Here is a 15,175-nt window from a genome sequence, read left to right as displayed (position 1 = left end):
TCATGACAGGCCGAGTTCGTTGTCGATGAGGTCGAAGAGTTCGTCGTCGCTGGCGCCGTCCATGCGGTCCTCGATGGAGTCCGCCGCCGTGCCGTCGCCGCCGGCCGCGGTGACCGCCAGGCCGAGGCGGCCCAGGACCTCCCGGAGCCGTTCGGCGAGCCGGTCGCGGTCCGCCGGGTCGTCGAGGGCGCCGGTGAGGGCGTCCTCCAGGCGGTCCAGTTCGGCGAGGCCGGGGACCGGGCCGGGCCCGGCGTCGGGGACCAGTTCGGCGGCGAGGTGTGCGGCGATCGCGGCCGGGGTGGGGTGGTCGAAGAGCAGGGTGGCCGGCAGGGGGTGGCCGGTGGCGGCGCGCAGCCGGTTGCGCAGTTCCACCGCGGTCAGCGAGTCGAAGCCGACCTCCAGCAGGCCGCGTCCGGGCTCGACCTCGGCCGGGCCGCTGTGGCCGAGCACCAGGGCTGCGTGGGAGCGGACCAGGTCGAGGAGGACCCGGCCGCGCTGGGTGTCGTTGAGGGAGCCGAGGCGCTGCTTCAGGGCTTCGGGCGCGTCGGGGCCGGTGCCGGCGGCGGCGGGGCCCGCGGCGCCGCGCCGGGCGGCGGGGCGCACCAGACCGCGCAGCAGGGCGGGGACGCCGCCGGTGGCGGCCTGGGCGCGGACGGCCTCGGTGTCGAGCCGCAGCGGCAGGACGACCGGCTCGTCGAGGGTGCCGGCCGTGTCGAAGAGCGCCAGCCCCTGGGCCGGGTCGAAGGCGACGATCCCGCCCCGGGCGATCCGTCGCAGGTCGGCCTCGGTGAGGCCGCCGGTCATCCCGGTGCTGTTGGCCCACAGGCCCCAGGCGAGGGAGCGGCCGGGCAGCCCGTCGGCGCGGCGCCGGTGGGCCAGGGCGTCCAGGAAGGCGTTGGCGGCGGCGTAGTTGCCCTGGCCCATGCCGCCGAAGACTCCGGCGATGGACGAGAACAGGACGAACTCGGACAGGTCCGGACCGGCGGTGAGTTCGTGCAGGTTGATCGCCGCGTCCACCTTGGGGCGCAGGACGAGGTCCAGCTGCTCGGGCGTCATGTCGGCGACGACGCCGTCGGCCAGGACGCCCGCGGCGTGCACCACCCCGGTCAGCGGGTGTGCGGGGGGCAGGGCGGCCAGCAGGGCCGCGAGGGCGTCGCGGTCGGCGGCGTCGCAGGCGGTGATCTCGGCGTGCGCGCCCAGGGCCGCGAGTTCGGCGAGGAGTTCCGCCGCGCCGTCGGCGGCGGGGCCGCTGCGGCTGGTCAGCAGCAGGTGCCGGACGCCGTGTTCGGCGACGAGGTGGCGGGCGACGTGGGCGCCGATGGCGCCGGTGCCGCCGGTGATCAGGACGGTTCCGTCACCGCCCCAGCCGGGTGTGCGGCCGGTGGCGGCCAGCGGTACCCGGGCCAGCCGGGCGATGTGGACGGCCCCGGCCCGGATCGCGAGCTGGGGTTCCCCGGACGCGAGGGCTTCGGCGAGGACGGCGGGCGGGGTCCCGTGGGCGTCCAGGTCCAGCAGGACGAAGCGGTCGGGGTTCTCGGTCTGCGCCGAGCGGACCAGTCCCCAGATCGCGGCCGGGGCCGGGGCCGGGGCGTCGTCGGCGGTCACCGGGACGGCGCCCGCGGTGACCAGGACCAGCTTGGAGCCGGTCAGGCGCTCGTCGGCCAGCCAGCCGCGCAGCAGGGCGAGGACCGTGCCGAGGCCGTCGTGGACCGCGTCGCGGAGGGCGCCGGGCGGTGCGTCCGGGGCCGGGGCGGGCGGGCAGGCGGCCAGGACCAGCGGGGGCGGCGGGGCGCCCGCGTCGAGCAGTGCGGACAGTGCCGCGAGGTCGGAAACCGTACGGCCGGGGAGCGGCGCGGCGCCGGCGGGCAGGGGCGTCCCGGTGCCGAGCACGGTCCAGGACTCCGCGTCGGGGACGGAGGCGGCGGCCGTCGCGGCGCGCTCGGGCAGGGCCTGCCACTCGGGGCGGAACAGTTCCTCGTGGTGTCCTGCGCGGGTGGCCTTGAAGCGGTCGGCCGAGACGGGCCGCAGGACGAGGGAGCGGGCCGAGACCACCGGCCGGCCGTGGGCGTCGGTCGCCCGGACGGCGACGGCGTCGCGGCCGGTGGGGGTCAGCCGCAGCCGGAGTTCGGTGGCGCCGGAGGCGTGCAGGCGCACCCCGTTCCAGGAGAACGGCAGCCAGCCCTGCGCGGGTCCCTCCAGGACGTCGAACACCAGCGAGTGCAGGGCGGCGTCCAGCAGGGCCGGGTGCAGGCCGAACGCGGCGGCGTCCGACTGCTGCTGCTCCGGCAGGCTCGCGACGGCGTACACCTCGTCGCCGAGCCGCCAGGCCGCGCGCAGGCCCTGGAACGCGGGGCCGTAGGCGAATCCGCCGCCCGCGAAGCGGTCGTACAGGCCTTCGGTGTCGAGCGGGACGGCTCCGGGCGGCGGCCAGGCCGCGGGGTCCGCCTGGTCCACCTGGTCCGGGTCGGGTGCTCCGGCGGAGGTGAGCAGGCCGCTCGCGTGCCGGGTCCAGGGGGCGTCGGGGCCGTCGTCGGCGGCCCGGGCGTGGACGCTCAGCGGGCGGGTGCCGGAGGCGTCCGGGCTTCCGACGGTCAGCTGGAGCGCGACGGCTCCGCCCGCCGGGAGCACCAGCGGTGCTTCCAGGGTCAGTTCCTCGACCTGGTCGCAGCCGACCTGGTCGCCCGCGCGGACCGCGAGTTCCAGGAACGCGGTGGCGGGGAACAGCACGCCGTCGTAGACGCCGTGGTCGGCCAGCCAGGGGTGGCTGCGGACCGAGAACCTGCCGGTGAAGAGGAAGCCGTCGGATTCCGCGAGTTGCGTTCCGGCGCCGAGCAGCGGGTGGTCGACCGTCAGCAGTCCGGCCGCGGGCAGGCCGGCCTTCGCCGGGCCGGCCTCCAGCCAGTAGCTGCCGCGCTGGAAGGCGTAGGTCGGCAGGTCGACGGCGGAGCGGGCCGGGCCGCCGGAGTGGACGGCGCTCCAGTCCACGGGGACGCCCGCGACGTGCAGCCGGGCCAGGGCCGCCGTCGCCGCGGGTGCTTCGGGCCGGTCCTTGCGCAGCAGCGGCACCAGCACAGGGCCGCCGGTGGCGCCGGTCAGGCAGTCCTGGCCCATCGCGGTGAGCGCGCCGTCGGGTCCGAGTTCCAGGAACGCGGTCACGCCGTCGCGTTCCAGGTGCCGCACGCCGTCCTGGAAGCGGACGGTGCCGCGCACGTGCTCCACCCAGTAGTCCGGTGAGCCGAGCTGCTCGGCGGTGGCCGGCTCGCCCGTCAGGTCGGAGACGACGGGGACGGTGGCCTCCCCCGGGACGATGCGTGCCGCGACCTCGCGGAACTCGGCGAGCATCGGCTCCATGAGGGGCGAGTGGAAGGCGTGGGAGACCCGCAGCCGTCGGGTCTTGCGGCCGCGCGCGGCGAGCACGGCGGCGATCTCGTCCACCGCCGCCGCGTCGCCGGAGATCACGGTCGAGGCCGGGCCGTTGACCGCGGCGAGGCCGACCTCGCTCTCGCGGCCCGCGAGCAGCGGCAGCACCTCCTCCTCCCCGGCGGCGAGGGCGGCCATCGCGCCGCCCGCCGGGAGGGCCTGCATCAGCCGTCCCCGCGCGACCACCAGCGCCGCGGCGTCGGGGAGGGAGAACACCCCGGCGACGTGGGCGGCGGCCAGCTCCCCCACGGAGTGGCCGAGCAGCCGGTCGGGGCGCAGGCCCCAGTGCTCGACGAGGCGGAACAGCGCGACACCGAGGGCGAACAGGGCGGGCTGGGTGTACTCGGTGCGGTCCAGCAGGCCGTGGTCGGGGTCGCCGGGGGCCGCGTCGATCACCTCCCGCAGCGGGCGGTCGAGCAGCGGGTCGAGTTCCGCGCAGACCGCGTCGAAGGCGTCGGCGAAGACCGGGAACCGCGCGTACAGTTCGGCGCCCATCCGGGTGCGCTGGCTGCCCTGGCCGGGGAACAGGAAGGCGGTCTTCACCGCCGCGCCGGTGACACCGCGCACCAGGTCCGCCGACGGCTCGCCGGCGGCGAGGGCGGTGAGCCCCTGGAGCAGGGTCTGCCGGTCCGTGCCGGTGAGGGCGGCCCGGTGCTCGAAGGCGCTGCGGTTCAGCGCCAGGGAGCGGCCCAGGTCGGCGACCGGGAGGGTCGGGGCGTGCTCCAGGTGCCGGAGCAGCCGGGCGGCCTGGTCCCGCAGCGCGTCCGCGCCGCGGGCGGAGAGCAGCCAGGGCAGGGCGGGTGCGGCGGGCGTGGCGGGGGTGGTCACCGGGGCCACCGCGGCGGCGACCGGGGCGGGTCCGGCGGGCTGTTCGAGGATGGTGTGGGCGTTGGTGCCGCTGACTCCGAACGACGACACCGCGGCCCGCCGGGGGCGGCCGGTCTCCGGCCACGGGGTGTCCTCGGTGAGCAGCCGGACCGCGCCGGCCGACCAGTCGACGTGGGGTGTCGGCGCGTCCACGTGGAGGGTGCGAGGCAGCGCCCCGTGCCGCATGGCCTGCACCATCTTGATGATGCCGGCGACTCCGGCGGCGGCCTGGCTGTGTCCGATGTTCGACTTCAGCGACCCCAGCAGCAGCGGCTGCCGCGCGTCGCGTTCCCGGCCGTACGTGGCCAGGAGCGCCTGGGCCTCGATCGGGTCGCCCAGCCTGGTCCCGGTGCCGTGCGCCTCCACCGCGTCGACCTCGGCGGCGGTCAGTCCGGCGTCGGCGAGGGCCGCCCGGATGACCCGCTGCTGGGAGGGCCCGTTGGGGGCGGTCAGGCCGTTGCTGGCGCCGTCCTGGTTGACGGCGGAGCCGCAGACCAGGGCCAGCACCGGGTGGCCGTTGCGCCGGGCGTCCGAGAGGCGTTCCAGGAGGAGCAGTCCGGCGCCCTCGGCCCAGGAGGTGCCGTCGGCGGCGGCGGCGAACGGCTTGCAGCGGCCGTCCTCGGCGAGCACCCGTTGCCGGCTGAACTCCACGAACGCGCCCGGTGTCGACATCACGGTCACCCCGCCCGCGAGCGCCAGCGAGCATTCGCCGGCCCGCAGCGACCGGGCCGCGAGGTGGACGGCGACCAGCGACGAGGAGCACGCCGTGTCGACGGTCACCGCGGGCCCTTCGAGGCCGAGGCTGTAGGAGATCCGCCCGGACGCCACGCTGCCCGCGCTGCCGATGCCGAGGTAGCCCTCCATCTCCTCGGAGGGTTCGGTGACGCGCGACCCGTAGTCGTGGTGGCTGCATCCGACGAAGACGCCGCTCGCGCTGCCCTTGAGCGACAGCGGGTCGATGCCGGCCCGCTCGAACGCCTCCCAGGAGAGTTCGAGCAGCAGCCGCTGCTGGGGGTCGACGGTCAGCGCCTCGCGCGGGGAGATCCCGAAGAAGGCCGGGTCGAAGCGGTCGGCGTCGTGGAGGAAGCCGCCCTCCCGCGCGTAGGTGCTGCCGACCCGGTCCGGGTCCGGGTCGTAGAGGCCGTCCAGGTCCCAGCCGCGCCCGGTGGGGAATCCGGTGATCGCGTCCCCTCCGCCCGCGACGAGCTCCCACAGCTCCTCGGGGGTGGTGACGCCGCCGGGGTAGCGGCAGCTCATGGCGACCACGGCGATCGCCTCGTCCTCGGGCACCGCGGCTGCCGCGGGCACCGGCCCGGGGGCGTCGGGCGTCTCCGTGGCGGGCGCGCCCGGCAGTTCGGCGCGCAGGTGTCCGGCCAGCGCCGTGGCCGTGGGGTAGTCGAAGGCCAGGGTCACCGACAGGCGCAGACCGGTGGCCGCGGCGAGCCGGTTGCGCAGTTCGACGGCGATCAGCGAGTCGAAGCCGATCTCCTTGAACGCCTGGTCCGGTCCGACCGCCTCTGGCCCGGGGTGGCCGAGCACGGCGGCGACCTCGGAGCGGACCAGGTCCAGCAGGGCCCGGTCCCGTTCCGCCGGGGGCAGTGCGGCCAGCCGCAGGGCCGGCGGCTCGGCGCCGTCGGCCGTGCTCCGGGAGCCGCGCGCGGCGGCGAGTGCCTCCCGGACCTCGGGCAGGTCCCCGAGGGCGGCGCTGGGCCGCAGCGCGGTGAACGCCCGGGTGAAGCGGTCCCAAGCGAAGTCGGCGACGAGGACCGCCGTGTCGTCGTGGTCGAGGGCCCGGCGCAGCGCGGTCGTGGCCGTCGCGGGATCCATGGCGGGCAGGCCGTCGCGGATCAGCCGTTCGGCGACCGCTCCGGAGGCGAGGCTCTCGCCGCCCCACAGGCCCCAGGCCACCGAGGTGCCGGGCAGTCCGAGGTCGCGGCGCTGCCGGGCCAGGGCGTCGAGGTAGGCGTTGGCGGCGGCGTAGCTGCCCTGGCCGGTGCCGCCGAGCGTGCCGGCGAGCGAGGAGAACAGCACGAAGGCGGTCAGGTCGAGGCCGCGGGTGAGCGCGTCGAGGTTGCGGGCGCCGTCGAGCTTGGGGCGCAGCACGCCGGCCGCGCGGTCGGGGGTGATCGAGTCGATCACCCCGTCGTCGAGGACGCCCGCGGTGTGCAGGACGGCGCGCAGCGGGCGTTCGGCCGGAATGCCGGCGAGCAGTTCCGCCAGTGCGTCGCGGTCCGCGACGTCGCAGGCCACCGCGGTGGCGGCGGCGCCGAGTCCGCGCAGTTCGGCCAGCAGGGCGTCGGCCCCCGGGGCCTGTGCGCCGCGCCGGCTGGTGAGCAGCAGGTGCGCGGTGCCGGTGCGGGCGAGCCATCGGGCGATCTGGGCGCCGAGTCCGCCGGTGCCGCCGGTGATGAGGACGGTGCCCTCGGGGGTCCAGTCGCGGACGGGGGCGGTGTCGCCGAGTCCGGCGTGGACGACCCTGCGGCCGTAGAGGCCGGTGGCGCGTACCGCCAGCTGGTCCTCGCCGTCGGGGCCGGTCAGTGCTTCGGCGAGCCGGGTCGCGGCCCGGTCGTCGAGCCGTCGCGGCAGGTCGACCAGGCCGGCCCACCGCTGCGGGTACTCGACACCGGCGACCGCGCCGAGGCCCCAGACCAGGGCCTGGAGCGTGCTGTCGATCCGGTCGGAGCGGCCGACCGACACCGCGCCCCGGGTGGCGCCCCAGAGCGGGGCGTCAGTGCCGAGGTCGCCCAGGGCCTGGAGGAGTGCGACCGTCAGGGTGAGGCCGAGGGGGAGCGCCGATCCGTCGCCGTGCGGTTCCTCGGCGAGGGCGAGCAGGGACAGGATTCCGGCGGGCGGCCCGTCGGCGTGGTCGTGGGCGTCGCGGAGCAGTGCGGCGAACCGGGTCCGGTCGGTCGTGTCGGGGCCCGCCTCGACCAGGACGGGTGCGGCGCCGTGTCCGCGCAGGGCGTCGACGGCGAACACGACGGCCGGGTCGTCGGCGGCGCCGGCAGGGGCGAGGACGAGCCAGTTGCCGGTGAGCCGGGGCAGTTCGGGGGCCGGCAGGGGCTTCCAGGTGACCCGGTAGCGCCAGCTGTCGGCGGTCCGGTCGCCGGCCCGGCCGCGCGCCCACTCGGCGAGGGTGGGCACCAGGGAGGCGAGGGAGGCCCTCAGCTCCCCGTCCTCGACCCGCAGGGTGGTGGCGAGGGCGTCCAGGTCCCCGTGGTCGACGGCCTCCCAGAAACCGGAGTCGGCCGGGCCGGTGCCGGTCGTGGCGTCGGTGCCGGTGCCGGTGCCGGTGCCGGTGCCGGTGCCGGTGCCGGTGCCGGTGATGGCGTCGGCGGGCCGGTCGGGGGTGGTGTCCAGCCAGTAGCGCTGCTGCTGGAAGGCGTAGGTGGGCAGGGGTCGCTTGCGCGCGCCGGTTCCGGCGAACACCGTGTCCCAGTCCACCGGGAGTCCGCGTACCTGGAGTTCGGTGAGTGCGGCGAGGAAGCGGCCGGGGCCGCCCTCGGCGCGGCGCAGGGTGCCGACGACCGCTCCGTCGCCGGCCCCGGCCGCTTCGACGGCCTGCTGGAGCCAGACGGTCAGCGCGGGGTGGGTGCTGCACTCGACGAAGGTGTGGTGCCCGTCGGCGATGAGTGCGTCGACCGCCCGTCCGAACTCCACCGGCCGACGCAGGTTCTCGTACCAGTACGCGGCGTCCAGGCCCAGGGTGTCCAGGGGGCCGCCGCTGACCGTGGAGTAGAACGGGATGTCGGACGTCCGCGGCGCGGTGCCGGCGAGGAGGGTGAGCAGTTCCTCGCGGAGCTCCTCCACCTGGGGCGAGTGTCCGGCGAAGTCCACGCCGGGGACCGGCCAGGTCAGGACGCCCGCCTCGGAGTACTGGTCGCGCAGTCGTTCCAGGGCCGCCGGGTCGCCGGAGACCGTCACCGACGTCGGCCCGTTGACCGCGGCGACGTCGAGTTCCGTGTAGTGGGCGGACGACAGTGTTTCGCGTACGGCTTCGACCGGCTGCGGCACGAACAGCATGCTGCCGCGGCCGGTCAGGGCCAGCAGGGCCCGGCTGCGCAGGGCGACGATCCGGGCCGCGTCGTCCAGGGAGAGCGCGCCGGCCACGCAGGCGGCGGCGATCTCCCCCTGGGAGTGGCCGACCACGGCGTCGGGGACGATCCCGTGCGCCCGCCACAGCTCGGCCAGCGACACCATCACGGAGAACAGCACCGGCTGCACCACGTCCACCCGGTCCAGCGGCGGCGCGTCGGGCTCGTCCCGCAGGACCGCGAGCAGCGACCAGTCCAGGTGCGGGGCGAGGGCGCGTTCACAGGCCGCGATCCGGTCGGCGAAGGCCGGGGCGTGGTCGAGCAGTTCCCGGGCCATGCCGGCCCACTGGGATCCCTGGCCGGGGAAGACGAGGACGGTCCTGGCCGACCGGGCGACGGTGCCTTCGACCAGGCCGGGTGCGCGGTCCCCCGCGGCCAGCGCGGCCAGGCCGCCCAGCAGGGTCGCGCGGTCCTCGCCGACGACGGCCGCGCGGTGCTCGAAGGCGCTCCTGGTGGTGGCCAGGGAGTGGCCGACGTCGACGGACGACAGCTCCGGGTGCTCCGTCAGGTAGGCGTGCAGCCGCTCCGCCTGGGCCTTCAGCGCCTCGGCGGTCCGCCCGGACAGGACCCACGGGACGGCGGCCGGCGCGATGCCCGGATCCGTCGCACCGGACCCGGCGGACGGCCCGACGGGCGCGTCGGATCCGGCGGCGGGCACGGACCCGGCCGGGAGGGCGGGCAGCGCGGGTGCGGGCTCGGCGGGCGGCTGCTCGACGACGACATGGGCGTTGGTGCCGCTCAGGCCGAACGAGGACACTCCGGCCCGGCGCGGCCGGCCGGTCTCCGGCCAGGGTGTGGCCTCGGTCAGCAGCGCGACGGCGCCCGCCGTCCAGTCGACGTTCGCGGACGGCCGGTCGATGTGCAGGGTCCGCGGCAGCTCACCGTGCCCCATGGCCAGCACCATCTTGATGATGCCGCCGACCCCGGCGGCGGCCTGGGTGTGCCCGATGTTCGACTTCAGCGACCCGAGCCACACCGGCCGGTCGGCCGGCCGGTCCTGGCCGTAGGTGGCCAGCAGCGCGTCGGCCTCGATCGGGTCGCCCAGCCGGGTACCGGTGCCGTGCGCCTCGACGGCGTCCACGTCGGCGGCCGTCAGCCGGGCGTTCGCCAGCGCGTCGCGGATCACCCGCTGCTGGGCCAGGCCGCTGGGCGCGGTCAGCCCGTTGCTCGCGCCGTCCTGGTTGATCGCCGAGCCGCGCAGCACCGCGAGCACCGGGTGGCCGTTGCGGCGGGCGTCGGAGAGGCGTTCCAGGAGCAGCAGGCCCACGCCCTCGGCCATGCCGAAGCCGTCCGCCGAGGCGGCGAAGGACTTGCAGCGCCCGTCCTCGGCGAGTCCGCGCTGCCGGCTGAAGCCGGTGAACGACAGCGGGGTTCCCATTACCGTGGCGCCGCCCGCCAGGGCCAGCGCGCATTCGCCCGAGCGCAGCGACTGCGCGGCGAGGTGGACCGCCACCAGGGACGAGGAGCAGGCCGTGTCCACGGTCACGGCGGGCCCCTGGAGGCCGAGTTGGTAGGCGACCCGCCCGGACAGGACGCTGGTGGAGATGCCCGCGATGAACAGGCCCTCCAGTTCCTCGGGGATGTCGCGCAGGGTGCCGCCGTAGCCCTGGTAGGAGGCGCCGGCGAAGACCCCGGTCGGGGTGCCGTGCAGGGACGCCGGGTCGATGCCGGCGCGCTCGATCGCCTCCCAGGCGGTTTCGAGGAGGAGTCGCTGCTGCGGGTCCATGGCCAGGGCCTCGCGCGGGGAGATCCCGAAGAATCCGGGGTCGAAGCGGTCCGCGTCACTGACGAATCCGCCCGCGGCGGCGTAGCTCCGACCGGGCCGGTCGGGGTCCGCGTCGTAGAGCGCGTCGAGGTCCCAGCCCCGGTCGGACGGCAGCCCGGAGACGGCGTCGCGCCCGTCGGCGAGCAGTTCCCACAGGTCCTCGGGGGTGCGTACGCCGCCGGGGTAGCGGCAGCTCATGGAGACGATCACGACGGGGTCGTCGTCCTCGGCGGGCGCCGCCGCCGGGGGCTGCCGGACGGTGGCGGGGGTGGCGGACTCCTCGGCGGCGCCCAGCAGTCCGGTCTCCAGCCGCCGGGCGAGCGCGGTCGCCGACGAGTAGTCGAAGACGACGGTGACCGGGAGCCGCAGTCCGGTGGCGGTGTTGAGCCGGTTGCGCATGTCCACGGCGGTCAGCGAGTCGAAGCCCAGGTCGCGGAAGGCACGGCCGGGGGCGACCGCGTCCGGCGAGTCGTGGCCGAGGACGGCGGCCGCGTGGGTCCGGACCAGGTCGACCAGCACCCGGGCCCGCTCGGCCGCCGGAAGCGGCTCCAGCCGGTCGCGCAGCGCCGAGGGCGCACCCTCGGCCCCGGTCCCAGCGGTCTCCGGTCCGGTGGCCAGCGCGGCGCGCACCTCGGGGAGTTCCCCGATCAGCGGGCTGGGGCGGGCCGAGGTGAAGACCGTCGCGAAGCGGTCCCAGTCGATGTCGGCGACCACGACCACCGTCTCGTCGTGGTCCAGGACCTGCTGGAGCCCGGTGATCGCGACCGCGGGCGGCATGAAGAGCACGCCGTGGCCGCGCAGGGTCTCCTCCGCCAGTTCGGCCGCCATCCCGGCCCCGCCCTCGGGGTTCCAGATCCCCCACACCACGGAGGTCGCGGCGAGGCCGCGGCTCCTGCGGTCCTCGGCGAGGCCGTCGAGGTAGGCGTTGGCGGCGGCGTAGGCGCCGTGGACGGCGCTGCCCCACACCCCGGAGATGGAGGAGAACAGCACGAACGCGTCGAGCGTGTCCCGGTCGAAGAGCAGGTCGAGGTTCCTGGCCCCGCCGGCCTTGGCGTGGAGAGTGTCGGCGAACTCGTCCACGTCGGTGTCGGGCAGCGGCACCAGCAGCCCGGCGCCTGCGGCGTGGAAGACGGTACTGATCCGGTGGCCGTCCTGTTCGAGGCCGTCCTTCAGCGCGCGCAGGGCCTCCAGGTCGGCGACGTCGCACGAGGCCAGGGTGACCCGGGTGCCGAGGGCGGCCAGTTCCTCGGAGAGCTCCGGCGCACCCGGCGCGTCCGCGCCGCGCCGGCCGACCAGCACCAGGTGCGCGGCTCCCCGCCGGGCCAGCCAGCGCGCGATCTGCGCGCCGATCCCGCCGGTACCGCCGGTGATCAGCACGGTGCCCCCGGGCCGCCACCTCCGCCGCGGTTCGGTGTCGCCCAGGGCGGACCGGACCAGCCGCCGGCCGTGGCTGCCGGTGGCCCGTACGGCCACCTGGTCCTCGTCCCCGGCCCCGCCGGCCAGCACCCGGCACAGCCGCGCGGCGGCGTCCGGGTCCAGGACCTCCGGAAGGTCGACCAGACCGCCCCAGCGCTGCGGGAACTCCAGCGCGGCGACCCGGCCCAGACCCCACAGCAGGCTCTGCGCGGCGCTGACCGGACTCCCGGTGTCCGTGCCCCCGACCGACACCGCGCCCCGGGTCGCCCACCACAGGGGCGCGTCGGTGCCGGCGTCGCCGAGGGACTGCACCAGGGCCAGGTTGAGCGCGGTGCCCAGCGGGACGGAAGGGTGCGCCGGGTGCGGGCGCTCGTCGAGGCCCAGCAGCGACAGCACTCCCGTCACCGGGCCGGGCAGCGCGTCGAGGGACGCGCGGACCCGGTCGGCCAGCACGGCGCGGTCGGTCTCCGCCTCGGCGATCCGTAGGTGCACCACCGAGGCCCCGGCCTGTTCCAGGACGTGGACGGTCGCCTCCGACCGGCGCACCCCGTCCTCGGACCGACCGTCCGACGACAGGACGAGCCAGCTGCCGTCCAGCGGGACCGGGGGACCCTCGGGCAGGGCCCGCCAGGTCACGCGGTAGCGCCAGGAGTCGACCACCGAACGCTCGGTGCGCTCGGTGCGCCAGGTGGTGAGCGCGGGGAGCACCACGTTCAGCGGGTCCTCGGGCGCGACCCCGAGGGCCGTGGTGAACCGCTCCAGGTCGCCCCCGCCCAGGGCCTCCCAGAGGTCGTCACCCTGCGAGGACGTTCCGGAGGGGCCGCCCGCCGCGGGGCCGGTGTCCTCCAGCCAGTACGGGCGACGCTGGAAGGGGTAGGTGGGCAGGGAGACACCGCCCGGGCGGAGTCCGGCGAACACCCGGTCCCAGTCGGGCGACAGACCGCCCGCGTAAGCCTCGCCCAGGGAGGTCAGGAAGCGGTCGAGGCCGCCCTCGCCGCGCCGCAGTGTGCCCAGGACCACGGCTGGGCCCTGCACGGAGCCGGCGGTGTCGGCCTCGTCGGCGGTCTGCTGGACGCCGAAGGTGAGCACGGGGTGCGGGCCGGACTCGACGAAGAACCGGAAGCCCTCCTCCAGCAGCGCCTCCGTGGCCTGCCCGAACTCCACGGTCTCCCGCAGGTTGCGGTACCAGTACTCGGCGTCCAGGGCCTTCGTGTCCAGCCAGCCGCCCGTCACCGTCGAGAAGAACGGCACCGAAGCCGAGAGAGGGGTGATGCCGTCCAGGTCGGAGAGCAACCGCTCACGGATCTCCTCCACGTGCGCGGAGTGCGAGGCGTAGTCGACCTCGATCACGCGCGCCCGCACACCCTCGGAGACAAGCCCGTCGACCAACTCCACGACCGCGTCCGCGTCGCCCGACACCACCGTCGACGACGGACCGTTCACCGCCGCCACCGACAACCGGCCCACCCAGGAACCGATCCGCTCCCGCACGTCCTCCACCGGCAGCGGCAACGACGCCATACCGCCCCGGCCCGCCAACACCCTTATCGCGCGGGAACGCAACGCCACCACCCGCGCCCCGTCCTCCAGGCCCAGACCGCCGGCCACGCACGCGGCAGCGATCTCACCCTGGGAGTGGCCCACCACCGCGTCCGGCACGACGCCGAAGGAACGCCACACCTCAGCGAGCGACACCATCACCGCCCACAGCACCGGCTGCACCACATCCACCCGCGACAGCAACCGCTCCGACCCCAACGCCTCCACCAACGACCAGTCGGTGTAAGGCGCCAGAGCACGCTCGCACTCCGCCATCCGCCCCGCGAACACCTCCGACCCGGCCAGCAGCTCCGCAGCCATTCCCACCCACTGCGAACCCTGACCCGGGAACACCAGCACCGAACGACCCGACGACACCCCGTCGCCCCGCACCAGCCCCGGCACCGACCGGCCCTCGGCCAGGGCCTTCACGCCGTCGATCAGCCGCTCCGGGTCCGCGCCCACGACCACCGCCCGCCGCTCGAAGGCGGTACGCGTGAGGGCGAGGGCGCGGCCGGTGTCGTCGGCCCGCAGGGGTCCGGGGCCGGCGCCCAGGTGTGCCAGCAGCCGGGCCGCCTGGTCGCGCAGGGCCTCGTCGGTACGCCCCGACAGCACCCAGGGCAGCGGGTGCGCGTCGCCACCGGCCGGGGTGTCGGCCACCGGTTCGGCTTCCTCCGCCGGGGCCTGTTCCAGGATCAGATGGGCGTTGGTGCCGCTGACACCGAAGGCGGACACCCCGGCCCGGCGCGGATGTCCCGTGTCGTCCCAGGCGCGGGCCTCCGAGAGGACCTCCACGGCTCCCGACGACCAGTCCACCATGGGCGTCGGCCGGTCCGCGTGCAGGGTCCTGGGCAGTTCGCCGTGCTCGATCGCCAGCACCATCTTGATGACGCCGCCCACGCCGGCCGCCGCCGAGGTGTGGCCGATGTTCGACTTCAACGAGCCCAGCCACAGGGGACGTTCGGCGGTCCGCCCCTGGCCGTACGTGGCCAGCAGGGCCTGCGCCTCGATGGGGTCGCCGAGGGTGGTGCCGGTGCCGTGCGCCTCCACCACGTCCACCTCGGACGCCGCCAGCCCCGCGTCCGCCAGCGCCGCCCGGATCACCCGCTGCTGCGACGGGCCGCTGGGCGCCGTCAGACCGTTGCTCGCACCGTCCTGGTTCGTCGCCGAACCGCGGATGACGGCCAGCACCGGGTGCCCGTTGCGCCGGGCGTCGGACAGCCGCTCCAGCAGCAGGACGCCGGCGCCCTCGGACCAGCCGGTCCCGTCCGCGTCGGCCCCGAACGCCTTGCAGCGGCCGTCGGCCGACAACGCGCGCTGGCGGCTGAACGCCACGAACGCGTCGGGGGTCGCCATCACCGAGACCCCGCCGGCCAGGGCCAGCGTGCAGTCGCCCGCCCGCAGGGCGCGGATCGCCAGGTGCAGGGCGACCAGGGAGGAGGAGCAGGCCGTGTCCACGGTCACCGCGGGCCCTTCCAGGCCCAGGGTGTAGGCGATCCGGCCGGAGACCACGCTGCTCGCCGTCCCGGTGTCCAACAGGCCCTGGACCTCGGGGAGGTGGCGCGAGCCCGCCCCGTAGCCGTTGCCGATCGCCCCGAGGAAGACACCCGTGCCGGTGCGCCGCAGCGTGCGGGGGTCGATCGCGGCCCGCTCGACCGCCTCCCAGGCGGTCTCCAGTGCCAGCCGCTGCTGCGGGTCCGTCGCCAGGGCCTCGCGCGGCGAGATGCCGAAGAACTCCGCGTCGAACTCGGCCGCGTCGTGCAGGAAGCCGCCGTGGCGGGTGTAGGAGGTACCGGGCCGCTCGGGGTCCGGGTCGTAGAGGCCCTCCACGTCCCAGCCGCGGTTGACCGGCCAGGCCGAGATCGCGTCGGCACCCCGGGAGACCAGGTCCCAGAGCAGTTCGGGCGTGTCGGCGCCGCCGGGGTAGCGGCAGGCCATGGAGACGATGGCGATGGGTTCGTGGCGGGCCTGCTCGGCCTCGCGCAGCTGCCTCCGGGCGTCACCCAGGTCCGCGGTGGCGCGCCTGAGGTAGTCGAGCAGCTTCTTGTCGTCGGACATCAGGGACAGCTCTCTC

At 76.2% G+C, this 15,175-nt stretch carries 1 protein-coding gene; it reads right to left on the bottom strand.

The window, feature by feature from the left end; translation table 11 throughout:
• Positions 1-15,159: a type I polyketide synthase gene (locus tag OG715_RS40785; RefSeq protein WP_266272136.1), complete on the bottom strand. Its 15,159-nt coding sequence runs from the start codon at positions 15,157-15,159 to the stop codon at positions 1-3.
• Between the last annotated feature and the right edge of the window lie 16 nt (positions 15,160-15,175).

The organism is Kitasatospora purpeofusca (genome assembly GCF_036010405.1).
Lineage (GTDB): Bacteria > Actinomycetota > Actinomycetes > Streptomycetales > Streptomycetaceae > Kitasatospora > Kitasatospora purpeofusca.
This window is presented reverse-complemented; position numbering and strand designations above follow the sequence as displayed.